We start from the raw sequence: 24,320 nt of genomic DNA, 5'->3' as shown, positions 1-24,320 counted from the left end.
GTCAAACCGGCTAATATACGCAGACGCCTTGTTGCCTGCCCTGTTCCGGTTTCCGGTGGGCCTTTTCCGGACGCCATGCCCCAGGTTCTGCTCCCATGAATGCCCTCGAATGGCGCGCCGTCGGCGGGCTCTCGCTGATCTATGCGCTGCGCATGGTCGGCATGTTCATGGTGCTGCCGGTGTTGGCGCTCTATGCCCGCGCGCTGCCGGTGCCGGCGTCCGACCTGCAGATCGGCCTCGCCATCGGCCTCTACGGGCTGACCCAGGCGGCCTTGCAGATTCCGCTGGGCTGGCTGTCGGACCGCATCGGGCGTCGCCCGGTGGTGATCGGCGGCATGCTGGTGTTCGCGCTGGGGAGTTTCATTGCCGCTGAGGCCAGCAGCATCGAAGGCGTGCTGCTGGGGCGGGCGGTGCAGGGCATGGGGGCGGTGTCGGCGGCGGTCTCGGCCTGGCTGGCCGATGTCACCCGGACCGAGGTGCGGACCACCGCCATGGCGATCCTCGGCGTCGGCATGGGTGCCGCTTTCATTCTGGCGCTGGTGCTCGGGCCGGTGCTGGCCGGCGTTTTCGGCGTGCCGGGCCTGTTCCTGCTGACCGGCGTGGCGGCGCTGGTGAGCCTGCCGATCCTGGTGTGGGCGGTGCCCACCGGACCGCGACTGCCGCCGACCGCGGGGGGGCTGCGGATGGCCCTGTCGAGCGGCACCCTGATGCGCCTCAATGGTGGCATTCTGGTGCTGCACGCGACCATGGCGGCGCTGTTCGTGGCGGCACCCCTGGCCTTGGCCGACACCCTGTCGCTGCCGATGGCCGCCCACTGGCAGGTCTATCTGCCGGTGCTGCTATTGTCGATCGTGCCGGTGTTCCCGGTAATCCGCGCCACCGAACGGCACGGGCGCATGCCGGTGGTGTTTGTCGGCGCCATCGGCCTGCTGGCCGTGGCCCTTGGCCTGCTGGCCCTGGGCGCGAACACCGCAGCCGTGCTGCTGGTGGCACTGCTGCTGTTCTTCATCGCCTTCAATTTCCTCGAAGGCGCGCTGCCATCGCTGATCTCACGCGCGGCGCCGCCGGCATTCAAGGGCGCCGCGCTCGGGGTCTATGCCAGTGGCCAGTTTCTCGGCGGCTTTACCGGCGGGCTGCTGGGCGGTCTCGCCCTCGGCTGGGGCGGTGTCTCCGCGGTGTTTGCGGTGGCAGCGGTGCTGCCGCTACTCTGGCTCGGCTTCGCCGGGCGTCCCCGGCCAGCGGCCCCGGCCGCCGAATCCTCTCACCGACAATAATCAGGAGCTGCAAGCCATGGCACGTGGAGTCAACAAGGTCATCCTGCTCGGCAATCTGGGCCAGGACCCGGAAATGAAATACCTGCCCTCGGGCGGCGCGGTGGTGAATCTGCGCCTTGCCACCAACGACGCCTACAAGGATCGCGAGGGCAAGCTCGTTGAGCGCACCGAATGGCATTCGGTGGTGATGTTCAACAAGCTGGCGGAAATCGCCGGCCAGTACCTGAAGAAGGGTCGCACGGTCTATATCGAGGGCACCCTGCGGACCCGCAAGTGGCAGGACAAGTCCGGTCAGGACCGCTATAGCACCGAGGTCGTGGCCAACGAAATGCAGATGGTCGGGGGTGCCGGCGGCGGTGGTGGCGGTAGTGCCCCGATGGACGATGACGGTGGCTACAGCGCGCCGTCGCGCAGCAGCAGTGCCCCGGCCCGGGGCGCACCGGCACAGCAGAGCGCGCCGCCGGCCATGGATGCCCCGTTCGAAGACGACGACATTCCGTTCTGAGGGCAGTACCCGCTGTGCGGCAGTCGATCAGGCCCCCTTCCGCAGGGGGCTTTTTCGTGGGCGTCGGTCCGCTGCATCTAATCGTGCCCCGCGGCCGTAAGGCTAAAGGCCTGGGGGAGAAGCAGGGGTCACCTCGTTGTACCCGGCCCAGGTTGTGATCGGCGCATTCCGGCGCCGATCGCCAGACATGAGCCCGCATACAAGGAGTGACACCGTGAACCAACATCGAAATTTCCGCGCCCGTCGGACCGCCGTGGCTGCTGGCTGCCTGGCGGTGCTCGGCGTCGCGCTGGCGCCAGCCGCCATGGCCGCAACCTATACCGTCAATACGCTCGCAGACCGTCCGTTGGCGGCCCCGGTGATGGGTGAAATCACGCTGCGTGAGGCGGTCGAAGCGGCCCGCACCAACGCGGCGGTCAACGGCGCCCCGGCAGGCGATGCGGTTGGCACCGACACCATTGTCTTCGACGTGCCCGGGGTCAGCCCGACGATCGCCCTCATCGCCACCCTGGAGCTCGGCGGCGGACCGCTGCAGATCGACGGTGACAACGGTAGCAACCCCTCGGTTCGCCTGAGCGGGAACACCCTGAACCGGGTGTTCACGGTGCCGATGGCCGCCGGCGGGGCGAGCGTCGGCCTGGCGAATCTCAGCCTGACCGACGGCGCGGCCCTCACCGGCGCGGCCATGCTGATCGAATCCGGCCAGACCGTGAGCCTCGACGGCGTCACCGTCAGCAACAACGTCGGCGTTGGCACCGGCCCCACCCAGGGCGGCGCCATCGACAACAGCGGCACCCTCACGATCAGTGGCAGCAGTTTCAGCGACAACAGCGCCACCGGCCCGGGCGGCAGTGGCGGCGCCATCATCAACAGCGGCACCCTGCTGGTGACCGATACGCAGTTCACCGGTAACAGCGCCATCCGCGCCGGCGGCGCCATCGAGGACCGGTCCGGCACCAGCGCGGTCACCCTGATCGACGTCACCATGGACGGCAACAGCGCCGGTCCGACCCCCGGCAACGGCGGCGGTCTGCACATCACCGGTGCGGGCACCGACACCCTGGTCAACGGCGGGCTCTATCAGAACAACACCGCCCAGAACGAAGGGGGCGCGCTGTGGAATGATGCCGGGTCGACCATGACCATCGGCGACAGCCCGGCCGGCGATGCCCGCTTCCTCGGCAATGTCGCGCTCGGCACCGGTGCCAACAATGGCGGCGGCGCGCTGTTCAACAATGGCCGTGCGCTGCTCACCGACCCCACGCTGCCGGCGCCGATCATGGTGGTCCGCAATGCCGTCATCGACGGCAACAGCGCGGTTCAGGGTGCAGGCTCCGGCGGCGGCATTCTCAACCTCGTCGGCCAGTTGACGCTCAGCGACAGCACCCTCAGCAACAACCTGGCGAATCGCGCCGGTGGGGGCCTTGAAGATGTCTCCGGGCTGCCCGCAGTGAACACCACCGAGACCGTGGTCACCAATGTTGTCTTCACCGGCAACGACGCCCTGGGCAATGGTCCGCCGGGCAATGGCGGCGCCATTCACATCACCGACGGTGCCGGCACCAGCCTGACCACCATCAGCGGCGGCAGTGCCATCGGCAACCGCGCGCAGGAGGGTGGGGCCTTCTGGAACAACACCGGGCGCATGGTGGTCGACGGCACCGCGATTCGCGACAACGAAGCGCGCGGCAATCCGTTCCCGATGCCGCTGGCCAATGGCCAGACCTTCCGCGGCGGTGGCGGCCTGTTCAACCAGGGCGGCACGCTGGAAGTGGTCAACGCCACCATCGCCGGCAACCGGGCGACCGGTGATCAAGGCTCCGGCGGTGGCATCTTCAGCAATGTCGGCCGCCTGGTGGTGACCGACAGTGACATCACCGGCAACCAGTCCAACCGTGCTGGTGGCGGCATCGAGGATCGTTCCACCGGTGTGGTCGATGCGGCGATGCCGACCACCTCGCTGTCGGGCGTGCGCCTCAGCGGCAACAGCACCCTCGGGCAGACCGCTGTCGCCGGCAGTCCCGGCAACGGCGGCGGTCTCCACCTCACCGGTAGCAGCACCGTCGGCATGGGCGGGGTGATCCAGGTCAGCGACAGCACCGTCAGCAACAACTCGGCAGCGGCCGAGGGTGGCGGCCTGTGGAACTTCAGCGGCAGCAGCCTGATGGTGGTCACCGGAACCGTGATCGACAGCAATGTCGCCCTCGGCACCGGCGCCGGCGAAGGTGGCGGCGGCTTGTTCAACAACGGCGGCATCTTGCAGGTGAGCGGCAGCACCGTCACCAACAACGCGGCCGACGGCGCCAGCAACAGTTCCGGCGGCGGCATTCTCAACGTCAACGGCGGCACGGTGACGGTGGCCAACACGCGCGTTGCCAACAACCGCGCCACCCGCGCCGGTGGGGGTATCGAGGATGACGCCCGCATGGGGCCGACCTCGGTCAGCCTGGTGGAAGTCACCCTGGCCAACAACCTCACCGCCAGCGTCCCCGGTAACGGCGGCGGGCTGCACAGCTCCGGCGGCAGCAGCAGCGTCGTCATCGACCGCAGCACGGTGTCGGGCAACGTCGCGGCCAACGAAGGCAACGGCCTGTGGGTGTTCAGTGGCTCCAGCCTCGACATCAGCAATTCGACGGTGTTCGGCAACGGCCTTGATGGCGATCTCGTGGCCCCTCTCGGCGGCGGCATCTTCCTGCAGCCGGGGGCGATGCTGACGGCCACCAACGTCACCGTGGCCCGCAACGAAGCCGGGGTTTCCGGCGGCGGCGTGCATGTCAGCGACAGCGCGCTGCTGAACGTCACCAACAGCGTCATCGCCGACAACTTCGCCACTGCCGGCGCGGATGTCTTCGGCGCCCTGTCGGGTGACAACAACCTGGTGTCCCGCAGTGCCGGGGCCACGGTCAATGGTGACAACAACCGTGTCGACGTCGCTTCCGGCCTGGACCCCAACGGTCTGCGGCTGAACGGCGGCAACACCCGCACGGTGCTGCCGGTGGCCGGCAGCGCCGCGATCAACGGTGCCGACAACACGGCCTGCACGGCGGCACCGGTCAACGCCGTCGACCAGCGCAACCTGAGCCGTCTCGATGGCGGCAGCTTCCTTGGCGGCGGTTGCGACATCGGGGCCGTGGAGTCTGCGCTGCAGGTCGAGAACGCCTTGATCCTGCCGCTCGGCACCACCGTGCAGCAGGGCATGGGCGCGCCGCCGTCCACCGCCGTCCTGCCGGGCGATACCGACGTGCTGGCGCTCAGCGTCGCGTACCAGAACAACCGCGCGGGAGCAGTCCGGCTTGACGGTTTTTCGGGGACGCTGCGGGGCAGCGGTGATTTCGGTGCCGATGTCGTGGGACCGGGCGATCTGATTCTCGACACCAATGGCAACGGCTTTGCCGATGCCGGCGAGCAGAGCATCGGCAGCGTCAGCTTCGATGACAGCATGAAGACGTTCAGTGCCACCTTCAGCGGCATGGGGCGGATGCTCGGCGGTGGGCAGGTCGAGCGCTATGTTGTGCTGCTCGACTTTGCCAGTGATGCCGCCATGGCCCAGGCCACGCCAGCGCGCACGGTCGGGTTCACGTTGTTGGCCGGCGTGCCGCTGGCGCTGTTCGGCCTGGCCGGCGTTGGTGGCGCCCTGGGGCGCCGCCGTACTGCCGTCGTGCTGATTGCGATCGCGGCGGCCGGCCTGTTGGCCGGTTGCGATGGCTCGGATGGCCGCAACGGTGTCGACGGCATGGACGGCGACAACGGCGCTCAGGGTCCGGTCGGTCCGATCGGCCCGGTCGGTCCTGACGGCGACCCGGGTGATCCGGCGCCGCGGCCGCTGACCTACCAGCTGCAGTTCACCGGGTTTCAGGGTGCGGACAGCGACGGCATGATGCTGAATGACCCGGCGACTGTGCTGCAGGGTCCGTTGATCACCGTCTTCCCGTAACCGGGGTGCGGTAACGAAAAAGCCCTCCGGAGACGGAGGGCTTTTTCATGTCTGACTGCGGCGGTTGACCGGGGTGCAGGCTCAGAGTCTGAACTGTTCGCCCAGATAAACCTTGCGCACCATCTCGTTGGCCAGCAGATCACCGGGTTGCCCTTCGGCGATCACCGCGCCCTCGGCGAGGATATAGGCGCGTTCGCACAGCGCCAGGGTTTCGCGGACGTTGTGATCGGTGATCAACACGCCGATGCCGCGGTCGCGCAGGTGATGGACGATCTGCTGGATGTCGCCGACCGCAATCGGGTCGACCCCGGCGAAGGGCTCGTCGAGCAAGATGAAGCGCGGGTTGGCGGCCAGCGCCCGGGCGATCTCGACCCGACGCCGCTCGCCGCCGGAGAGGGATTGCCCCTCGGCATCGCGGATGTGCGCCACATGCAACTCACCGAGCAGGCGTTCCAGCTCGTCGCGGCGTTGTGCGCGATTGAGATCGGCGCGGGTTTCCAGAATGGCGAGGATATTGTCGGCCACCGACATTTTGCGAAACACGCTGGCCTCCTGCGGCAGATAGCCGATGCCGCGCCGGGCACGTGCATGCATCGGCAGGTGCGTCACGTCCTCGCCGTCGAGTTCGATCCGGCCACCGTCGGCCGGCACCAGCCCCACCACCATGTAGAACGAGGTGGTCTTGCCGGCGCCGTTGGGGCCGAGCAGACCGACGATCTCGCCAGCCCGCACCGACAGCGACACGTCCCGCACCACGGTGCGCTGCTTGTAGCGTTTGACCAGGTGCTCGGCGCGGAGCAGGGCATCACTCATGGGCGCGCCTCCGCCTCGGAGGACGGATCCGGGCTCGGGCTCGGGTCGGGGCTGGGCGATGGTGTTGGCAACGTCACGCCGGTGGGCAGCGCGGCGCCTGCCGGGGGCTGGATGACGATACGCACCTGCCCGCCGTTGCCGTTGCTGCGCGCCTGAACCCGGCGTTCGATCAGGTTGTAGCGGATGGTTTCACCGTCGATGCTGTCCTTGCCACGGGTCAGCCGGGCCTGGCCCTCGAGGGTCACCCAGCCGCTGGCGGCGTCATAGTTGAGCACGTCGGCGCGGGCGGTGACCGGGGGGGTGGTGTCGCCATCCACCTGCGCGCCGCCGCTGTGCTGCAGGGTCGCGGGGCTGCCTTCGACCCGGGCTTTCAGGGGTTGTGACGTCGGCTGATCGAGGGTGAGGTTGTCACCTGTCAGCGACAGCGTGCTGGACTCCAGTCGTACATTGCCGCGATACACCATGCGGCTGTTTTCCGACCACTCACCCTCGTCAGCGGTGACCGTCACGGCATTGCCGCCGGCTGCCTGTGCCACGGCTGCGCCGCTTGCCACGGCCAGCAGCAGCGCAACCACCGAATTCCTGGCTTCAGCGCAGCGCATGGGTCACCTCCACATGATCCCGTAGGGTCAGTCGCCGCGCTTCCCAATCGGCCGACCAGCCGAGGGCCCGGGCACGCCGTTGTGGCGCAGTGACGGTGACCGGCGCGTCGGACTGCAGGGTGCGTGACATCCGGTCGATCCACACCGGACCGGCCACCAGTGCCAGGGCGCTGTCGCCGGTGCCGGCTTCGGCGCTGACCGGAGCGTCCAGGCGCAGCCGCTCACCGCCGGGGGGCACGCTGCCACTGGGCGCCTGCAGGCGCCAGGCGTCGCTTTGGCCCAGCTGCTCGACGGTCAGCGCGCCGAGCTCCAGCCGCTCGTCAGCATAGGCACGCAGGACATGCGCGCGGGCGATGATGCTGGGCGCGCCGTCGTCATCGAACCGTTGCCAGTGCGCGCCCTCGACGACATAGCGCGGAGCGGCCTCGCGATCCGGGGTGGTGGGCAGGCCCTCGCCCACCGGGCGCCACCACAGGCCGACGGCCAGCAGCGCCGCAACCATCAGGATGCCGAGCCAGGCCGGCATCAGCCGTCGCCCCGGGCCGTCAGCAACAGATCGATCACCTCGCGCACGGCGCCGTGACCGCCGGGATACCGGCTGACCCAGTGGGCGGCCACCAGCGCGCGGTCGTGGGCATCGGCCGGCGCACAGGCCAGCCCCACCCGCGCGAACAGCGGCAGGTCGGGTACGTCGTCGCCGACATGCGCGCAGTCGGCATCCTTCAGGCCCAGTTGCGACAGGATCGCCTCGTAGGCCGGCAGCTTGTCCTCGCGGTCGAGCACGATGTGCTGGACGCCGAGAAACTGCAGACGCTGCCGCATGGCCTCGGAGGGGCGTCCGGAAATCACCGCCACCTGCAGCCCGCGTTTGATCCACTGGCGGATGCCCCAGCCGTCGCGCACGTAGTTGGTCTTGGTTTCCTCGAACTGCGGACCAATGTAGAGCTTGCCGTCGGTGAGCACGCCGTCGATGTCGAGAAACAGGCATTTCACCCGAGCCGCCCGCTGCCGCAACTCGTCTACCGGCAGGCGCATCACACCACCCCCGCCCGCAGCAGCTCGTGCATGTGCACGATGCCCTGCAGACGATGCTGATCATCCACCACCATCAGGGCGGTGATCTTGTGTTCTTCCATGCGGGCGACCGCTTCCGCCGCCAGCGCGTCGGCAGCGATGCGCTTGCCGCCGGGGGTCATCACGGTGCCGAGGCTGACCGTGCGGACATCGTGACCCTGGTCCAGCACCCGGCGCAGATCGCCGTCGGTGAACAGCCCTTCGACACGGTCATCGTCGTCGACCACCACCGTCATGCCCAGACCTTTGCGGGTCATCACCAGCAGGGCGTCGCGCAGCGGGGTGTCGGCATGGACTCGCGGCAGGCGGTCGCCGGTATGCATGACGTCCGCCACCTTCAACAGCAGGCGGCGGCCGAGGGTGCCGCCGGGGTGCGACAGGGCGAAGTCTTCGGGTTTGAAACCGCGGGCATCCAGCAGCGCCACGGCCAGGGCATCGCCCATGGCCAGGGTCGCGGTGGTCGAGGCGGTCGGTGCCAGATTCAGCGGGCAGGCTTCCAGCGCCACCGATACATCCAGGTGCACATCCGCCGTGCGCGCCAGGGTAGAGGTCGGCCGGCCGGTCATCGCCACCAGCGGCACCCGCATGCGCTTGAGCAGCGGCAGCAGGGTGAGAATCTCGGCGGTTTCGCCGGAGTTGCTCATCGCCAGCACCACGTCGTCGCGCGTGATCATCCCGAGGTCGCCGTGGCTGGCCTCGCCCGGATGCACGTAGAACGCCGGGGTCCCGGTCGACGCCAGCGTGGCGGCGATCTTGCTGCCGATGTGCCCGCTCTTGCCCATGCCGGTGACCACCACCCGGGCCTTGCAGCCCAGCAGCACGTGGCAGGCCGCCGCAAACGCCGGATCGATGCGGTCGATCAGCGCGGTCAGGGCGTCGCGCTCGATCTCCAGCGCGCGTCGGCCCAGGGCCTGCAGGGATTCATCGGTCATCGGCGGTTCACCCCGTGATCGGGCTGGTGTGGATGAGATAGGCGGTATAGCCCACATAGGCGACCATCAGTATCCCGCCTTCCACCCGGTTGATGCGAGGGGCACGGCCGCGGGCACTCCAAGCGAACACCAGCACCGCCAGGGTGATGGCGATCATCATCGGCAGGTCGCGGTACAACACGCCCTCGGGCAGCGGGCCCGGTGCCAGCCAGGCGGGGGCCTGCAGGATCGCCAGCAGATTGAACAGGTTGGAGCCGAGGATGTTGCCCAGCGCGATGTCGTCTTCACCCTTCAGCAGGCCGGCAACACTGGCGGCCAGTTCCGGCAGGCTGGTGCCGATGGCGACCACCGTCAGCCCCACCACCAGATCCGACACGCCGAAGGCACGGGCGATGTTGACGGCGCCCCAGATCAGCAGTTGCGAACTGGCGATCAGCAGGACCAGGCCCACCACGATCCAGATCACGGCCTGCACCGTGGGGATCGCCGGTGGCAGTTCGCCCTCGATCTCGATGGGCGCCTCGCCCCGCTGGGCGCTGATCAACATCCAGCCGAGAAAGCCGACCAGACCGAGGGCCAGCACGGCGCCGTCGCGATAGGTCAGGGCGCCATCCACACACATCAGCCACACCGCCACGCTGACCCCCAGCACCATCGGCAGCTCGATTTTCAGCACCGTGTGCTTGACCAGCACCGGCCGCAGCAGGGCGCAGAACCCCAGGATCAGGGCGGTATTGGCCAGGTTGGAGCCGATCGCGTTGCCGATCGAGATGCCCGGGTTGCCCTGCACCGCCGCCAGTGCCGACACCGCCATTTCCGGTGCCGACGTACCGAAGCCGACGATCACCATGCCGATCACCAGCGGCGACACTCCGAGGCTGCGGGCCAGACCGGCACTGCCGAAGATGAAGCGGTCGGCGGCAAAGACCAGCAGGGTCAGGCCGGCCGCAACGGCGAGCCACGAAAGCAGCATGGGGAGATCTCGTCAGGAACGGTGAGTGTCGGATTGTAACGGACCCCCGTGACCGGGCGGTTCAGCCGCGGCGACGGAACCCGGCGGCGAAAAACCCGTCGGTGCCGTGGCGGTGCGGCCACAGGCGAAGCTGCGGACCGCCGCCGCCCCCGGGTTGCGCGAGGTCGGCCGGACCGAAGTCGGGGTGCGTCGCGGCGAAGTCGGCGACCACGGCCTCGTTCTCCTGTCGCGACAGACTGCAGGTGGCATAGACCAGCCAGCCGCCCACACGGACATGACGCGCCGCATCGCGCAGGACCTCACCCTGCAGGGCCGCCAGTGCCTCGAGGTCGGGGCGGTCGAGACGCCGCTCCGGGGCGCGGCGGAGGGCGCCACTGCCGGAGCACGGCGCATCCACCAGGACGCCGTCGAAGCGGTCGGCCAGGGGCGGTGGAAACGGCACCAGCTGCACCCTCGCGCCGGCTCTGCGCGCTCGTGCCGGCAGCCGGCGCAGGCGGTGGGCATCGGCATCGGTGGCACTCACCTCGGCGCCCGCTGCCGCCAGCGCCAGACTCTTGCCGCCGGCGCCGGCGCAGTAGTCGAGCACCGATTCACCACGCCGCAGCGGCAGGCAGGCGACCAGCCACTGGCTGCCCTCGTCCTGCGGTTCCAGCGTGCCATCGGCCAGCAGCGGATCGCTATGTGGCAGACGCCGCGACAGCCGCAGGCCGTCGGGCGCCCAGGGGGTGGGCTGTGCGTCGATGCCGCGGGCGCTCAAGGCGCGGCAGGCGCCGTCGCGGTCGGCGCGCAGTCGGTTGACACGGAAATCTGCCGGCCCGGCCTGATTCAGGGCCTGCGCAGCAGGCGACCACTCTGCGGCCGGCAGCAACGCCTGCCAGTCGGCCACCAGCGATTCGGGCAGGTTGTCGCGCACCGGCCAGGGCAGATCATGCGGCGGCGGCGGCGGCGGGTTCAGGCCGTACCGGGCGAGGTCCTCACTGCCCACCGCCGGATGTTCCGACAGCGCCGCGCCGATCAGCGCCGCGGGGTCGGTGTCGACCCAGGCGGTCAGCCGTCGCCAATCGCGGAGGACACCGTAGACCAGGTCGCTGACATGGGCGCGGTCGCGCCCCCCCATTTCGCGGTGGGCGCGAAAGCAGTCGGCGAGCAGCGCGTCGGCGGGTCGCTCGCGGGTCATCACCGCCGCCAGCACGGCGGTGGCGTGGCGGACCTGGGTCGGGTGGGGTGGCTTCACTTGATGCGGTCGTAGGCGGCAAGGGCGCGGTCGCGCGTGGCGGCGAGGTCGACGATGGGGGCAGGATAGCCCTTCGGCGGCACCGGCGCGGTCCACGGCATGTGCTTGTGCTTGCCGGACAGCGACCGCAGCTCCGGCACCCAGGCATCGAGATAGGCGCCGTCGGCGTCGAAGCGCTCGCTTTGCAGCAGCGGATTGAAAATGCGGAAGTAGGGCGCGGCGTCGGCGCCACAGCCGGCCGACCACTGCCAGCCGAGGGTGTTGTTGGCGAGGCTGGCATCGACCAGGGTGTCCCAGAACCAGGCGGCGCCTTCCTGCCAAGGGGTCAGCAGGTTCTTGGTGAGAAAGCTGGCGACCACCATCCGCACCCGATTGTGCATCCAGCCGGTGGCCCACAGTTGGCGCATGCCGGCGTCGACGATGGGGATGCCGGTTTCGCCGCGCTGCCAGGCCCGCAGGTTGTCGGCGTAGTCGGCAGCGCTGCGCCAGGGGAAGGCGCCGAACTTGTCGTGATACAGCGCTTCGGTCGGCGTCTGCGGGTAGTGGTAGAGCAGATGGTGGGCGAACTCGCGCCAGCCGATCTCGCGAATGAAATGCTGGACCTGCGGATTCAGCGGCCCCCGTGCCCGGGTGGCCGCCAGCACCTGCGCCGGGCCGATCTCGCCGAAATGCAGATGCGGCGACAGTCCCGAGGTGCCGTCATCGTCGCCGGGCAGGTCGCGGCGTTGCCGGTACTGCTGCACCGGGCCGTCGAGAAACGGGGTCAGGCGGGCCAGCGCGCCGGCCTCACCCGGGGTCCAGCGTGCCCTGAAACCATCGGCCCACGGCAGCCTGGGCAGCAACGCCAGTGTCTCCAGCGGCTCGCTGGAGACGGCCTTCGCCGGCCCCGGTAGTGCCGTCGGGGCCGGCGTGGGCGCGCGCACGTCGACCAGCCGCGGTTCGGCGTTGCGCCAGAACGGTGAGAACACGCGGTAGGGCTGGTCGCTCTGGGTCTGCAGGGTCCAGGGTTCGAACAACAGCGCGCTGTTGAAGCTTTCGACGGTCAGGCCGTCCTCACGCAGGGCCTCCTTGATGGCCGCGTCCCGCGTACGCACGGCCGGTTCGTAGAGGCGGTTCCAGAAGATCCGGTCGGCGCCGGTCTCGGAGATCAGCGCGCGCAGCGCCTCCAGCGTCGGCCCGCGGCGAATTACCAGCGGGCTGCCCAGCGCCGCCAGCCGCGCCGATAGCGCGGCCAGACTGTGATGCAACCACCAGTTGGCGGCCCCGCCAGGGGCCCAGGGCGCTTCCTCGTCGGGTGCGTATACGAACACCGGAATCACCCGTTCCGCCGCCGCCAGTGCCGCTTGGAGGGCCGGATGATCGTTCAGTCGCAGGTCGCGACGGAACCAGACAAGCGCGGTGCGGGACATGACAAGGCCGTGGGCAGGGGGGTAAGCGAATATAATGACGGGCTATGCCAGCCGCCATTCGTATCACCGACGTCTACAAACGCTATGGCGCGCTTGAGGCGCTCAAGGGCGTGTCCTTTGATATCCGCCCGGGGGAGTTCTTCGGCCTGCTCGGGCCCAATGGCGCCGGCAAGTCGACCCTGATCAGCATCATCGCCGGCCTGTCGCAGGCCAGCAGCGGCCAGATCAGCGTGATGGGACACGACACCGTGCGCGACTGGCGCGCTGCCCGGCGCTCGCTCGGGGTGGTCCCGCAGGAACTGGTGTTCGACCCCTTCTTCAACGTCGTCGACATGCTGCGGCTGCAGGCCGGCTACTTCGGCTGTGGCCGTGAGAGCTGGCCGTGGATCGACGAAATGCTGGAACGTCTGGACCTCGCCGACAAGCGCCGCTCGCCGATGCGCGGTCTGTCCGGCGGCATGAAGCGGCGGGTGCTGATCGCCCAGGCCCTGGTGCACCGGCCGCCGGTGGTGATCCTCGATGAACCGACCGCCGGCGTCGATGTCGAGCTGCGCCGCACGCTCTGGGCCTTCATGCGCGAACTGCACCGCAACGGCACCACCGTGGTCCTCACCACCCACTACCTGGAAGAGGCGCAGGAGATGTGCGAGCGCATCGCCATTCTCGACCACGGCGAGGTGAAGGCGCTGGAGACCACCCAGGGCCTGTTGGGTCAGCATCCGTTCCGGTTTCTTCGGATCAAGTTGTCCGGCGCGCCGTTGCCCGAGGCGCTGCGACCACTGGTCGATTCCGAGCCGAACGGGCAGATCGAGCTCAAGTTGCAGAGCGACACCCACCCCATCGGCGCGGTGCTGGAATCGCTGCGCCAGGCCGGCTGCGTCATCGAGGACGTGGCCACCCGCGAGCCTGATCTCGAAGACATCTTCGTGGAGCTGACCCGCGCATGACCGACATGACCCGCAATCCCATCGGCTTCCGCACCCTGTTCCTGAAAGAGGTGAAGCGCTTCACCAATGTGCTGGGCCAGACCGTCGGCGCACCCATCATCACCTCGTTGCTGTACCTGCTGGTGTTCGCCCAGGCGATGCAGGGGCGGGCGCCGGTGTACGAGGGCATCAGCTACACCGAGTTCCTGATCCCCGGACTGATCATGATGACGGTGATCCAGAATGCCTTCGCCAATTCCAGTTCCAGCCTCATCCAGTCCAAGGTGATGGGCAACCTGGTGTTCGTGTTGCTGGCGCCGATCGGTGCCTGGGAATGGTTCGCCGCCTATGTTGGCGCCGCCGTGCTGCGCGCCCTGCTGGTCACGATGGCGATGCTGGCGGTCACCCTGCCGTTCGTGCCGCTGCCGTTCGCGCAGCCGCTGGTGCTGCTGGCTGTTTTCCTGCTGGCGTCCAGCGGGCTCGCCGCATTTGGTGTCATCGTGGGCCTGGTCAGCCAGAAATTCGACCACATCGCCGCGTTCACCAATTTCTTCATCACGCCGCTGTCGTTTCTGTCCGGCGTGTTCTACTCGGTGCATGCATTGCCCGAGCTATGGGACCGCGTGTCCCACTTCAATCCGTTCTTCTACATGATCGACGGGTTCCGTTATGGCTTCTTCGGGGTGGCGGATGTCCCCGTCTGGCAGAGCCTGATGTGGTGTGCCGCCTTCACTACCGTGATGTCCGCCATCGCCCTGTGGATGCTCATGACCGGCTACAAGCTGCGCAAATAAGGACTTCGAGATGATGGACCGCAAACAGATCGAACAGCTCATTGAGGCCGGCCTGCCCGGCTGTGTGGCGATGGTGAAGGGCGACGATGGCCAGCATTTCGAGGCCGAGGTGCTCTACCCCGGATTCGCCGGCAAGACCATGATCGAGCAACACCGCATGGTCTATGCCGCGCTCGGCGAGCGCATGGGCCGCGAGATCCACGCGCTTGCCCTGCGCACCCGTGCGCCCAAGGCGCCCTGCGCCTAGAGGCCGTCGACCATGGACAAATTCGTGATCGAGGGTAATGGCCCGCTCAACGGCGAGATCGCCGCCAGTGGCGCCAAGAACGCCGCCCTGCCGATTCTCTGCGCGGCGCTGCTGTCCGATGCGCCGCTCACCGTCACCAATGTGCCGGACCTCTGGGACGTCGGCACCACCGGCAAACTGCTGGGCCAGATGGGCGTGAGCGTGTCACGACCGGATGCCCACACCCGGGTGCTCGACGCCCGCGGCATCACCACCTGCGTGGCGCCCTATGAACTGGTGCGCACCATGCGCGCCAGCATCCTGGTGCTGGGGCCGCTGGTGGCCGCGCGCGGCGAAGCCCATGTCTCACTGCCGGGCGGCTGCGCCATCGGCGCGCGGCCGGTGAACCTGCATCTGATGGGGCTGGAGGCCATGGGGGCCGAGATCAAGCTCGAAGGCGGGTTTGTCCACGCCAAGGCGAAGAAGCTCAAGGGGGCCCGCATCGTGTTCGACACGGTGACCGTCACCGGTACCGAAAACCTGATGATGGCGGCGGTGCTGGCCGAGGGGGAGACGGTGCTGGAAAACGCCGCCCGCGAACCCGAGGTGGTGGACCTGGCGCGCTGCCTGCGCGCCATGGGGGCCAAACTCAGCGGTGAGGGCACCACCACCATTCACGTTCAGGGTGTTGCCAAACTGCATGCCGCCGAACACCGGGTGCTGCCGGACCGTATCGAGACCGGCACCTACCTCGCGGCGGCTGCCGCCACCCGCGGCCGCGTGCTGATTCGCGACACCGATCCCGGCCTGCTCGATGCCGTGCTGGTGAAGCTGCAGCAGGCCGGCGCCATCATCCGTACCGGCACCGACTTCATCGAGCTCGACATGCAGGGGCAGCGGCCCAAGGCCGTCAACATCCACACCATGGCGCATCCCGGGTTCCCGACCGACATGCAGGCGCAGATGATGGCGATGAACTGTGTCGCTGAAGGCACCGGCACCATCCGCGAGACCATCTTCGAGAATCGGTTCATGCACGCCAACGAGCTGCTGCGGCTGGGGGCGGACATCCGGGTCGAGGGCAACACCGCCATCATCACCGGCAAGGAACGCCTGCAGGCGGCACCGATCATGGCCACCGACCTGCGGGCTTCGGCCTCACTGGTGATCGCCGCGCTGGCCGCCGACGGCGAAACCCTGATCGACCGCATCTACCATATGGACCGCGGCTACGAAGGCATCGAACAGAAGTTCCGCGCCCTGGGCGCGCAGATCAAACGCGTGGAGAAACTGCTCCCATGATCACCCTCGCGCTCTCCAAGGGCCGCATCCTCGACGACAGCCTGCCGTTGTTGGCGGGCATGGGCGTCGAGCCTGCCGGTGACATCGGCCGGCTGCTGCGCGTGCCGACCACCGTCGACGGCCTGCAGCTGCTCATCATTCGCCCTGCGGATGTGCCCACCTACGTCGCCTACGGCGCTGCCGATATGGGGATCACCGGCAAGGACGTGCTGATGGAGCACGGCGGCCAGGACCTCTACGAACCGCTGGACCTCGGGATTGCCGGCTGTCGCCTGTCGGTGGCGCAGCAGAAGGACGCACCGCCGCCGCCCGCGCAACGCCGCCTGCGGGTGGCGACCAAGTATCCGGCGCTGACCCGTGCCCACTTTGCCCGTCAGGACGCGCAGGTGGAGATCATCAAGCTCTACGGCTCGATGGAGCTGGCGCCGTTGGTGGGCCTGGCCGATGTGATCGTCGATCTCGTCGACACCGGCAATACGCTGAAGGCCAACGGCCTGGTGGAAACCGAGGTGATCGCGCCCATTACCGCCCGCATGGTGGTGAACAAGGCGGCGATGAAGATGAAGCACGTGGAGATCCGTGGCTGGCTCGACCGTTTTGCCGCCGCGGTGGGCGGTACGCCGTGAGCGCCCTGAAGATCCAGCGCTTCGACAGCCGTGAGGCCGATTTCAGCAGCCGCCTGGACGCGTTGCTGGACCGCGCCCCCGAGATCAGCGCCGACATCACCACTGTGGTCGACGACATCATTGCCGCCGTGCGCGCCGAGGGCGATGCCGCGCTGCTGCGCTACACCAACCGTCTGGATCGTCGCGCCGTCACCGACGCGGCCGAGCTGGTGTTGCCGCATGCCGAGCTGGAAGCTGCCTGGAACCGCCTGCCGGATGATCTGCGCGCCGCCCTGAGCACCGCAGCCGATCGCATCCGCCAGTACGCCGAACACCAGAAGATCGCGCCGTTCCAGTTCACCGATCGGCTTGGCAACCAGCTGGGCCAACGGGTCACGCCGATGGACCGGGTCGGCCTCTACGTCCCCGGCGGCAAGGCCGCCTATCCGTCGTCGGTGCTGATGAATGCCATCCCCGCCAAGGTGGCCGGCGTGCCCGAGGTGGTGATGGTGGTGCCGGCGCCGGACGGGGTGCTCAACCCGGTGGTGCTGGGCGCCGCATTCCTGGCCGGTATCGATCGCGTCATCACCATTGGCGGCGCGCAGGCGGTGGCGGCCCTGGCCTGGGGCACCGACACCGTGCCGGCGGTCGACAAGATCGTCGGCCCCGGCAACGCCTATGTCGCCGCCGCCAAGCGCCGAGTGTTCGGCCGGGTGGGCATCGACTCCATCGCCGGGCCGTCGGAGATCGTCGTCATCAGTGAGGCGGGCTCCGACCCGCGGTGGATGGCGATGGACCTGTTCAGCCAGGCCGAGCACGACGAACTGGCGCAGTCGATTCTGATCAGTCCCGATGCCTATCATCTGGATGCGGTCGAGGCCGCGCTCAACGCACGCCTGGCGGAGCTGCCGCGCCACGAGATCGTGCGCGCCTCGCTGGGGCATCGCGGTGCACTGATTCACGCCCGCGACCTCAATGATGCCGCCGCCATCGCCAACCACATCGCCCCCGAGCATCTGGAGCTGGCGCTGGACGACCCCGAAGCGCTGCTACCGAAGATCCGCCACGCCGGCGCCATCTTCATCGGCCGTCATACACCGGAAGCCCTGGGCGACTATTGCGCCGGTCCCAACCACGTGCTGCCGACCTCGCGCGCCGCCCGATTCTCCAGCCCGCTGGGTGTCTACGAGTTCCAGAAGCGCACCAGCCTGATCGCCTGCAGCCCGGACGGTGCACGCGCGTTGGCACCGGTGGCCGGACGTATCGCCGATGCCGAAGGGCTCGCCGCCCATGCCGCCAGCGCCCGCGACCGCGGCTAGGACGCACCCGCGCGACGGCCATGCGACGTCCCGCCTCACGCGCTGATCGTATTGCCCCGGCTACCCGGATCGGTGTAAGTCCGCGCCAGGCGACGCCATGCTGACGACCGTTGCCACCGTCTTTGGCGGCATCGGCCTGTTCCTGCTGGGCATGGTGCTGATGACCGACGGCCTCAAGGCATTGGCCGGCGATGCCTTGCGTGGCTGGTTGTCGCGCTTCACCGGCAACCGGCTGTCGGCGGTTGCCACCGGCGCCGGCCTGACCGCACTGGTGCAGAGCTCCAGTGCCACCACGTTGGCCACCATCGGTTTCGTTTCGGCCGGGCTGCTGAGTTTCAACAACGCCATCGGCGTCGTCATTGGTGCCAATATCGGCACCACCAGCACCGGTTGGATCGTGACCCTGCTGGGCCTCAAGCTGTCCATCGGCAGTGTCGCCCTGCCATTGATCGGCGTCGGTGCCCTGGCGCGGCTGCTGGGGCGGCAGCGTATTGTCCAGGCCGGCACAGCGCTGGCGGGCTTTGGCCTGATCTTTGTCGGCATCGATGTGCTGCAGGAGGGCATGGCCGACCTGTCCAGCCGGATCGATATCAGTCGCTATGCCGTCGCGGGGTGGGGGGCGCGGCTGACGCTGGTGGCGGTCGGACTGATCATGACCGTGGTGATGCAGTCGTCCAGCGCGGCGGTGGCGACCACGCTTACGGCTTTGTCGAGCGGCGCCATCAGTCTCGATCAGGCCGCCGCACTGGTCATCGGCCAGAACGTGGGAACCACGGTGACCGCGGTGATCGCCGCCATCGGTGCGCAGCCACCAGCCCGTCGAACCGCCGTCGTGCACATCGTCTTCAACGTCGGCACCGGTGCCATCGCCTTCCTGTTGTTACCGCTGTTTACCCAACTGGTGGATCGCCTGACCGAGACCTATCTCGGCGACAACCCCGCCCTGTCGCTCGCCGCATTCCACACCGCATTCAATCTGTTGGGTGCGGTGATCTTTATCCCGTTGATTCCCCGCCTGGCGCGCCTGGCCGAATGGGTGGCGCCGGACCATCGCTCACCACTGGCGCGGCACCTGGACGACACCCTCACCACGGTTCCGGCGCTGGCGCTGGATGCTGCCAGCCGCACGGTCGACGAGGCGGTGGTGGCCCTGGTGGCCTATCTTCGGGGCGCGCTGGCCGGAGCAGTGCCGGTGTTTCCACAGGATGCCTGCTCGGTGTTGCCGGCTACCGCCCAGTTTCTCGGTCGGGTGCCGGCGGTCGAGCCGCAGCGTCTCGGCGCCTGGACCGGGGTGATCCAGCGTCTGGAACAGGCCGAGGTACTGGCGGACCTGCTCGCAGAGCCGACGCTGCAGGAACTGCTGGCCTGCCCCAGTCTCGCCCCCCAACGCGCCGATCTGGCCGATGCGCTGACGCACTACCCGCAGGCGGCGTTGGCACTGCGGGTGCCGGCCGCAGCGGTGCGGGCAGGCATCCTCGACCGCACGGCCGGGCGCCACCTCTCGGTGACGGACGCCTTTCGCGCGCTGGCGGCGCAGCGCACACTGGAGCAGTTGGTCGTCACGCTTACAAAGTTGCGGGGCGATATCGACGTCGAGTCCACCACAGTGCCTTTGGCACGCGCCGCGACAGGAGGCAGCACGGATGCCGAAGTCGAATGACCACCAGCGGCTCGCCGCACTGACCGCACAGCAGGGACTTCGCGATGCCGCGATTCCCTTGGTGCTGGTGGTGGCCGGCGTCGAGGCGGCCGGACGCCATGAGGTACTGAATGCCCTCACACACTGCCTGGATACCCGGGGCCTGCGGATCAATGCCTGGACCCCGGAGCAGGCGCCCGGACAGGATCGCCCGACCTTCTGGCGCTTCTGGCAGCACCTGCCGGTGCGGGGGCAGATCGGACTGTTCCTCGACGGCTGGTATGCCGACCCGATTCTTGCCGCATTGCGCGGCGGCGAGGTGGATGTCAGCGCCCAGCAGGCCTTCGAGCGGCAGTTGACCGCCGACGGCGTCTGCGTGGTCAAACTGTGGGTGTCACTGGATGTCGACCATGCGCGTCGACGGGTGCGCCGCCGCCTGAATGAGGCGGCACGCGCGCCCACCTTGAGCGAGATCGCCCTGTTGGCCTCGGCCGACCATGCGGATCGGCGGCTCGCGCAATTGCGTGAAGACAGCGGTGACTGGGTGACGCTCGATGGCAGGCACCGAGAGCGTTCCGCCAAGGCTGCGATTGCCGCGGTGCTGAAGGCGATCAAGCGCTTCCATCAGGCGCCGCTGCAACCACCCGCGGTTCGGCGCCTGACGGTGCGCCGCAACACTCCCCGGTTGGCCGATGTCGACTTGTCGGCGCAGGTGCCCAAGGCGGAAGCCGCCCGTCAACTGACGGCGCTGCAGCGCCAGCTGGCCCGGCAGGTGTGGGCGGCACACGCGGCACGACGCGCCGTGGTCGTGGTGCTGGAAGGCTGGGATGCCGCCGGCAAGGGTGGGGTGATTCGACGGGTCACCGACGCGCTGGACGCGCGACTGTTCCAGGTGGTGCCGATCGCCGCGCCGACCGATGAGGAACGACAGCATCCGTATCTCTGGCGCTTCTGGCGTCATGTCCCGCGCGACGGCCAGATGACCGTGTTCGACCGCTCCTGGTACGGCCGCGTGCTGGTCGAGCGGGTCGAGCAACTGGCCTCCCCATCGCAATGGCGGCGCGCCTATGGCGAAATCAATGCCTTCGAAGCGCAGCTGGTGGAACGCGGTGCGGTGCTGGTGAAGTGCTGGCTGCACCTGAGCCCGGAAGAGCAGTTACGCCGCTTTCAGTCGCGGGCCGAAACCCCGCACAAGCAGCACAAGCTCACCGCCGAGGACTGGCGCAATCGCGAGAAATGGACGGACTACGCCGACGCCGCCGATACTATGTTCGCGCAGACTGATCGCCCTGGCGCGCCTTGGACACTGGTGGCGGCAGAAGACAAGCACCACGCCCGCCTCACCGTTTTGAAAACCCTGTGTGATGCCCTTGCGGCGCACTGAGAATCCATGCACTACCAGCATCAGTTTCACGCCGGCAATTTTGCCGATGTCTTCAAGCATGTCGTGCTGGTGGGGCTGCTCGAGGCGCTGAACCAGAAGGACAATGCCTGGGCCTACCTCGACACCCATGCTGGGGCCGGACTGTATTACCTCGGCAACGAGGCGGCTCGACGTACCGGCGAGGCCGAGCACGGCATCAGTCGGGTCCTGGCCGATTCCGCCAGCCTGACCACGCCCTGGCTCAAGCGTTACCGCGAGATCGTCATCGCCACCGGGCACGAGTGTTACCCGGGGTCACCTTCCATTGCCGCCGCTTGCCAGCGCGAACAGGACCGGCTGATGCTCTGCGAGCAGGTGCCAGCCATCGCCGAGGAGCTTCGTCGGCATCTGTCCGGGCCCAACCGTGCCGTGCATCTGCGCGACGGCTACGGCGCCTGGGCGTTGCTGCCGCCGGCGGAGAAACGCGGCCTGGTGCTGGTCGACCCGCCGTTCGAAGCGCGCGACGAGTACGAGCGGCTGGTGCGCTTCGCCAGCACTGCCCTGGGGCGATTCTCCAACGGCATCTATGCGCTCTGGTACCCGGTCAAGCAGCGCCATGCCGCCGATGCATTTGTTCGCCGTCTGACGCGTGCCATCGGCCGCGAGGCGGTGGATATTCGCCTGTTCGTCAGTCACCCGCAGGACGGCCGCATGCGCGGCTGCGGTCTTGCGGTGATCAACCCGCCTTACGCCTTCCTTCAGGGCGCGCCGGCCGAGATGGCGGCGCTGTCGATACTGCTGGCGCAGGGGCCGGGTGCCCGCCACGAGATCCAGATGCTGACATCGACATGAGCCCTCTCCCCGACACCCCGGTGCAAACCTTGCACGAGGGCGAGTTCCTGCGCCTGCTGCGCCACGGCCACTGGGAATACGTACAACGGCAAACCGCCACCGGCGCCGCTGCTCTGATCGCCGTCACCGATGACGATGAAATCGTGCTGGTCGAGCAGTACCGCATTCCCGTACAGGCCCACACCATCGAGCTGCCGGCCGGCGTCATCGGCGACAGCGCCGACGTTGCCGGCGAAAGCGCACTGGCTACCGCCCGCCGCGAACTGCTGGAAGAAACCGGCTTCGACTGTGCCGCCGTGGAACCCGCGTTCGACGGCCCGTCGTCGCCCGGCCTGACCTCCGAAACCAGCCATCTGGTTCGCGCCCGCGGTCTCACCCGGGTGCACGCCGGCGGCGGCGTCGACGGCGAAAACATCACCGTCCATGTGGTGCCGCTGGCGTCGGTTCACCCGTGGTTGCGGGCGCAGCAGGCGGCCGGAAAGCCGGTGGAACCCAAGGTCTGGGCCGCCCTGTATTGGCTTTTGCACGAAAGGGGTTCAGGTTTTTAGTCGTTCATCCGTCGTGGTTGCAGGGGGGCGACAGCGCGCTTAGGCTCGCCTCACAACACCGGGTATCGCGCCTTGCAGGCGACTGCTGCCCGTATGCGAGGAGGAGATCAGGATGACTCAATCACCGTCGTCGTCGTCAGCCCCGCCGCCGACCGCCCTGGCGGACTTCGGCGACGACGCGAGCCATCAGTGGGAGAACGTGATGCGCCGCTACGGCCCGGCGCTGCGCGGCTTCTTTGCCCAGCGGGCCCGTAACCCCTCGGATGTTGATGACCTGGTCCAGGAAGTGTTCGTTCAGCTACTGCGCCGCGGCAACGGCAAACCCATCGAACGGGTACAGCAGTACGTGTTCCAGGTGGCCTCCAGTGTGCTCTGCGACCAGGGCCGCAGCATGAAGGCGCGTCAGCACGACGCCCACGAATCCTACGACGAAGCCAGCCATGCCGTCGCCACCGAGATCAGCCTCGAGCGCATCGTCATCGGTGAGGAAATGCTGGCGCGCATGAACGCCGCCCTGCAGAAGCTGCCGCAACGCACGCGTGACATCTTCTTTCTGCGGGCGGTGCAGCAACGCAAGCACGATGATGTGGCGCGGCTGCTGGGCATTTCCACCCGCGTCGTCCACAAGCACATGGCGCGTGCGCTCACCTACCTGCACCAGCACCTGGCCGACTGAATGCCCGCGTTGACCGCCACCGAGATCGACCGGCTCGCCCGCAGCCGCGGCAGCCTCAACGCCCAGGCCGCTGTCTGGAGCGATGCCCTGCGCGACGGCAATGCCAGCCCGGGCCTGCAGGCCGCCTTCGAACGCTGGCGCGCCGAACGGCCCGAACATGCCGCTGCCTTCGACGCGCTCGACCACACCTATCGAATGGCCCGCCTCGCCGGTGGCGCCCACGCCGCGCAGGCGATGGAAGCCGAGATCATCCATCGTGCCCGCGGCCAGCGTCGCCGTCGTCGACAGGTCGGGCTCGCCGTCGCTGCCGGCGTGGTCGCCCTGGTCACGGGCGCCGCCGTGCTCACCGGCGGTTCGCTGGATGAAGCCCGCTACCTACAAGCCAAGCTGCGCTACGCCCTGGCCGGCGATGCGCTGTACCGCACCGCCGTCGGCGAGCGCCTCGCCATCACCCTGGATGACGGCAGCGTCGTCACCCTCAACACCGACAGCCGCGCCGTGGTGCAGTACGACGAGGCCGCCCGCCACATCGCGCTGCTACAAGGGCAGGCCCTGTTCGAAGTGGCGAAGGACCCGGCGCATCCCTTCATCGTCACCGCCGGCAACCACCAGGTCACCGCCCTCGGCACCGCCTTCGATATCCACCTCGCCCCCGAACGCTTCGAGGTCACCCTCATCGAGGGCAAGGTCGAAGTCGCCGAAAGCGCGATTCCTTCGGGGCTGCCGCCCGTCCGCCGCGGGCTCAGCAGTGCCACTGGCACTGCTGACGGCTCACCCGCTTCGGACTCCCGATTCCCGATTCCCGGTGGCGCCGCCGGCGCCACCTCCCTCACCCCTCACGTGCTGACCGCAGGTCAGCAACTCGTCGCCGCCACCACCCCCTCCGCTGGCGCCGCCTCCGTGGTCCGCCAGACCGACACCGCGCGTGCGGTCAGCTGGCGCAACGGCCAGCTCATCTTCGAAGACGACCCCCTCACCGGCGCGCTTGCTGAACTCAATCGCTACGGTCGCCGTCAGGTGGTATTGCAGGACCCCGGCCTCGGCGAGCTGCGGGTCAGCGGCGTGTTCAGCACCAGCAACCCTAACGTCTTCGTCAACATGCTGACCCTGCACTTCCCCATCCGCATTCTCGACATCAGCGAAGATCGGATTGTTCTAGGCCGCCGCAGCTAATGCGTTGCTCGTTGCGGTTGTTGTTGCCGTTACTCAGCACGCATCACTCACCACTCGGCACTGTCTTGTAGGGTCACACTTTCCCCTCGCCATCCGTCCTTATCTCTGAGCAAAGCCGCAATCCATAAAGCGGCCCGCCCACACTAA

General features: G+C 68.3%; 23 protein-coding genes. 15 read left to right on the top strand and 8 right to left on the bottom strand.

From position 1 onward, the window contains the following. Nucleotides 1-95: 95 nt before the first annotated feature. The 3 genes from JN531_RS03220 (at nucleotide 96) to JN531_RS03210 (ending at nucleotide 5,713) form a co-directional block, all read left to right on the top strand. Nucleotides 96-1,274 (top strand): MFS transporter, encoded by a 1,179-nt coding sequence (locus JN531_RS03220; protein WP_228347418.1) that lies wholly within the window; start codon nucleotides 96-98, stop codon nucleotides 1,272-1,274. A gap of 16 nt (nucleotides 1,275-1,290) precedes the next feature. Next, entirely contained in the window at nucleotides 1,291-1,779 is a 489-nt protein-coding gene (locus JN531_RS03215) for a single-stranded DNA-binding protein (protein ID WP_228347417.1), read from the top strand. 214 nt (nucleotides 1,780-1,993) lie between these two features. Continuing rightward, entirely contained in the window at nucleotides 1,994-5,713 is a 3,720-nt protein-coding gene (locus tag JN531_RS03210) for a beta strand repeat-containing protein (protein WP_228347416.1), read from the top strand. Nucleotides 5,714-5,794: 81 nt separating this feature from the next. Here JN531_RS03210 and lptB read toward each other — a convergent pair whose 3' ends face one another. From lptB to JN531_RS03170, 8 genes are all read right to left on the bottom strand, one after another. Next, nucleotides 5,795-6,526 carry an LPS export ABC transporter ATP-binding protein gene (gene lptB / locus JN531_RS03205; protein ID WP_228347415.1) on the bottom strand — a complete coding sequence of 244 codons (732 nt, stop codon included), beginning with the start codon at nucleotides 6,524-6,526 and terminating at the stop codon, nucleotides 5,795-5,797. Continuing rightward, nucleotides 6,523-7,128 (bottom strand): lipopolysaccharide transport periplasmic protein LptA, encoded by a 606-nt coding sequence (gene lptA, locus JN531_RS03200; protein WP_228347414.1) that lies wholly within the window; start codon nucleotides 7,126-7,128, stop codon nucleotides 6,523-6,525. The genes lptB and lptA overlap by 4 nt, the downstream gene beginning before the upstream one ends. Then, complete coding sequence (gene lptC, locus JN531_RS03195) at nucleotides 7,115-7,654, bottom strand: LPS export ABC transporter periplasmic protein LptC (RefSeq protein WP_228347413.1); 540 nt, start codon at nucleotides 7,652-7,654, stop codon at nucleotides 7,115-7,117. The genes lptA and lptC overlap by 14 nt, the downstream gene beginning before the upstream one ends. Then, a complete protein-coding gene (locus JN531_RS03190; protein ID WP_228347412.1) occupies nucleotides 7,654-8,163 on the bottom strand; it encodes a KdsC family phosphatase in 510 nt (169 codons plus the stop codon). Before JN531_RS03190 ends, lptC begins: the two co-directional genes overlap by 1 nt. Then, nucleotides 8,163-9,134, bottom strand: a complete 972-nt coding sequence (locus JN531_RS03185) for a KpsF/GutQ family sugar-phosphate isomerase (protein WP_228347411.1) — start codon at nucleotides 9,132-9,134, stop codon at nucleotides 8,163-8,165. The genes JN531_RS03190 and JN531_RS03185 overlap by 1 nt, the downstream gene beginning before the upstream one ends. A 7-nt stretch (nucleotides 9,135-9,141) precedes the next feature. Continuing rightward, nucleotides 9,142-10,107, bottom strand: coding sequence for a calcium/sodium antiporter (locus tag JN531_RS03180; protein ID WP_228347410.1), 966 nt, complete (start codon nucleotides 10,105-10,107; stop codon nucleotides 9,142-9,144). 61 nt (nucleotides 10,108-10,168) lie between these two features. Beyond that, nucleotides 10,169-11,341, bottom strand: a complete 1,173-nt coding sequence (locus tag JN531_RS03175; RefSeq protein WP_228347409.1) for an RsmB/NOP family class I SAM-dependent RNA methyltransferase — start codon at nucleotides 11,339-11,341, stop codon at nucleotides 10,169-10,171. Next, on the bottom strand, nucleotides 11,338-12,750 hold the full coding sequence (locus JN531_RS03170) for a cryptochrome/photolyase family protein (protein ID WP_228347408.1): 1,413 nt from the start codon (nucleotides 12,748-12,750) through the stop codon (nucleotides 11,338-11,340). Before JN531_RS03170 ends, JN531_RS03175 begins: the two co-directional genes overlap by 4 nt. Nucleotides 12,751-12,794: 44 nt before the next feature. Here JN531_RS03170 and JN531_RS03165 point away from each other — a divergent pair, with 44 nt between their 5' ends. The 12 genes from JN531_RS03165 (at nucleotide 12,795) to JN531_RS17310 (ending at nucleotide 24,173) form a co-directional block, all read left to right on the top strand. Next, the gene (locus JN531_RS03165; RefSeq protein ID WP_228347407.1) at nucleotides 12,795-13,697 is read left to right on the top strand and encodes an ABC transporter ATP-binding protein; all 903 of its coding nucleotides are present in this window, start codon (nucleotides 12,795-12,797) and stop codon (nucleotides 13,695-13,697) included. 5 nt (nucleotides 13,698-13,702) lie between these two features. After that, nucleotides 13,703-14,470, top strand: coding sequence for an ABC transporter permease (locus JN531_RS03160; RefSeq protein WP_366522412.1), 768 nt, complete (start codon nucleotides 13,703-13,705; stop codon nucleotides 14,468-14,470). A 10-nt stretch (nucleotides 14,471-14,480) separates the two neighbouring features. Further along, nucleotides 14,481-14,717, top strand: a complete 237-nt coding sequence (locus JN531_RS03155; protein ID WP_228347405.1) for a BolA family protein — start codon at nucleotides 14,481-14,483, stop codon at nucleotides 14,715-14,717. A 12-nt stretch (nucleotides 14,718-14,729) separates the two neighbouring features. Further along, nucleotides 14,730-15,998: a UDP-N-acetylglucosamine 1-carboxyvinyltransferase gene (gene murA, locus JN531_RS03150; RefSeq protein ID WP_228347404.1), complete on the top strand. Its 1,269-nt coding sequence runs from the start codon at nucleotides 14,730-14,732 to the stop codon at nucleotides 15,996-15,998. Beyond that, complete coding sequence (gene hisG / locus JN531_RS03145; RefSeq protein ID WP_228347403.1) at nucleotides 15,995-16,624, top strand: ATP phosphoribosyltransferase; 630 nt, start codon at nucleotides 15,995-15,997, stop codon at nucleotides 16,622-16,624. Before murA ends, hisG begins: the two co-directional genes overlap by 4 nt. Continuing rightward, the gene (gene hisD / locus JN531_RS03140) at nucleotides 16,621-17,922 is read left to right on the top strand and encodes a histidinol dehydrogenase (protein ID WP_228347402.1); all 1,302 of its coding nucleotides are present in this window, start codon (nucleotides 16,621-16,623) and stop codon (nucleotides 17,920-17,922) included. The genes hisG and hisD overlap by 4 nt, the downstream gene beginning before the upstream one ends. 97 nt (nucleotides 17,923-18,019) lie before the next feature. Beyond that, nucleotides 18,020-19,582, top strand: a complete 1,563-nt coding sequence (locus JN531_RS03135) for a Na/Pi cotransporter family protein (RefSeq protein ID WP_228347401.1) — start codon at nucleotides 18,020-18,022, stop codon at nucleotides 19,580-19,582. Continuing rightward, nucleotides 19,566-20,945 (top strand): hypothetical protein, encoded by a 1,380-nt coding sequence (locus JN531_RS03130; RefSeq protein ID WP_228347400.1) that lies wholly within the window; start codon nucleotides 19,566-19,568, stop codon nucleotides 20,943-20,945. The genes JN531_RS03135 and JN531_RS03130 overlap by 17 nt, the downstream gene beginning before the upstream one ends. 6 nt (nucleotides 20,946-20,951) lie before the next feature. Beyond that, nucleotides 20,952-21,776, top strand: coding sequence for a 23S rRNA (adenine(2030)-N(6))-methyltransferase RlmJ (locus tag JN531_RS03125; RefSeq protein WP_228347399.1), 825 nt, complete (start codon nucleotides 20,952-20,954; stop codon nucleotides 21,774-21,776). Then, nucleotides 21,773-22,324 carry an NUDIX hydrolase gene (locus JN531_RS03120; RefSeq protein ID WP_228347398.1) on the top strand — a complete coding sequence of 184 codons (552 nt, stop codon included), beginning with the start codon at nucleotides 21,773-21,775 and terminating at the stop codon, nucleotides 22,322-22,324. The genes JN531_RS03125 and JN531_RS03120 overlap by 4 nt, the downstream gene beginning before the upstream one ends. 112 nt (nucleotides 22,325-22,436) lie before the next feature. Further along, nucleotides 22,437-23,000, top strand: a complete 564-nt coding sequence (locus tag JN531_RS03115) for an RNA polymerase sigma factor (RefSeq protein WP_228347397.1) — start codon at nucleotides 22,437-22,439, stop codon at nucleotides 22,998-23,000. Continuing rightward, nucleotides 23,001-24,173 carry a FecR family protein gene (locus tag JN531_RS17310; RefSeq protein ID WP_275591475.1) on the top strand — a complete coding sequence of 391 codons (1,173 nt, stop codon included), beginning with the start codon at nucleotides 23,001-23,003 and terminating at the stop codon, nucleotides 24,171-24,173. Nucleotides 24,174-24,320 lie beyond the last annotated feature (147 nt).

This window comes from Flagellatimonas centrodinii, from assembly GCF_016918765.2.
Classification (GTDB): domain Bacteria; phylum Pseudomonadota; class Gammaproteobacteria; order Nevskiales; family Nevskiaceae; genus Polycyclovorans; species Polycyclovorans centrodinii.
Note: the sequence above shows the minus strand (reverse complement) of the source record. Positions and strands in the feature narration are given on the sequence as shown.

What these genes read in the sequence shown, in the direction of transcription:
- JN531_RS03120 (WP_228347398.1), top strand. Translation starts at nt 21,773, where the DNA reads ATGAGCCCTCTCCCCGACACCCCGGTGCAAACCTTGCACGAGGGCGAG.
- lptB (WP_228347415.1), bottom strand. Translation starts at nt 6,526, where the DNA reads ATGAGTGATGCCCTGCTCCGCGCCGAGCACCTGGTCAAACGCTACAAG.
- JN531_RS03185 (WP_228347411.1), bottom strand. Translation starts at nt 9,134, where the DNA reads ATGACCGATGAATCCCTGCAGGCCCTGGGCCGACGCGCGCTGGAGATC.
- JN531_RS03215 (WP_228347417.1), top strand. Translation starts at nt 1,291, where the DNA reads ATGGCACGTGGAGTCAACAAGGTCATCCTGCTCGGCAATCTGGGCCAG.
- JN531_RS03130 (WP_228347400.1), top strand. Translation starts at nt 19,566, where the DNA reads ATGCCGAAGTCGAATGACCACCAGCGGCTCGCCGCACTGACCGCACAG.
- lptC (WP_228347413.1), bottom strand. Translation starts at nt 7,654, where the DNA reads ATGCCGGCCTGGCTCGGCATCCTGATGGTTGCGGCGCTGCTGGCCGTC.
- lptA (WP_228347414.1), bottom strand. Translation starts at nt 7,128, where the DNA reads ATGCGCTGCGCTGAAGCCAGGAATTCGGTGGTTGCGCTGCTGCTGGCC.
- JN531_RS03160 (WP_366522412.1), top strand. Translation starts at nt 13,703, where the DNA reads ATGACCCGCAATCCCATCGGCTTCCGCACCCTGTTCCTGAAAGAGGTG.
- JN531_RS03115 (WP_228347397.1), top strand. Translation starts at nt 22,437, where the DNA reads ATGACTCAATCACCGTCGTCGTCGTCAGCCCCGCCGCCGACCGCCCTG.
- JN531_RS03220 (WP_228347418.1), top strand. Translation starts at nt 96, where the DNA reads ATGAATGCCCTCGAATGGCGCGCCGTCGGCGGGCTCTCGCTGATCTAT.
- JN531_RS17310 (WP_275591475.1), top strand. Translation starts at nt 23,001, where the DNA reads ATGCCCGCGTTGACCGCCACCGAGATCGACCGGCTCGCCCGCAGCCGC.
- JN531_RS03170 (WP_228347408.1), bottom strand. Translation starts at nt 12,750, where the DNA reads ATGTCCCGCACCGCGCTTGTCTGGTTCCGTCGCGACCTGCGACTGAAC.
- murA (WP_228347404.1), top strand. Translation starts at nt 14,730, where the DNA reads ATGGACAAATTCGTGATCGAGGGTAATGGCCCGCTCAACGGCGAGATC.
- JN531_RS03180 (WP_228347410.1), bottom strand. Translation starts at nt 10,107, where the DNA reads ATGCTGCTTTCGTGGCTCGCCGTTGCGGCCGGCCTGACCCTGCTGGTC.
- JN531_RS03190 (WP_228347412.1), bottom strand. Translation starts at nt 8,163, where the DNA reads ATGCGCCTGCCGGTAGACGAGTTGCGGCAGCGGGCGGCTCGGGTGAAA.
- JN531_RS03155 (WP_228347405.1), top strand. Translation starts at nt 14,481, where the DNA reads ATGATGGACCGCAAACAGATCGAACAGCTCATTGAGGCCGGCCTGCCC.
- hisG (WP_228347403.1), top strand. Translation starts at nt 15,995, where the DNA reads ATGATCACCCTCGCGCTCTCCAAGGGCCGCATCCTCGACGACAGCCTG.
- JN531_RS03125 (WP_228347399.1), top strand. Translation starts at nt 20,952, where the DNA reads ATGCACTACCAGCATCAGTTTCACGCCGGCAATTTTGCCGATGTCTTC.
- JN531_RS03165 (WP_228347407.1), top strand. Translation starts at nt 12,795, where the DNA reads ATGCCAGCCGCCATTCGTATCACCGACGTCTACAAACGCTATGGCGCG.
- JN531_RS03135 (WP_228347401.1), top strand. Translation starts at nt 18,020, where the DNA reads ATGCTGACGACCGTTGCCACCGTCTTTGGCGGCATCGGCCTGTTCCTG.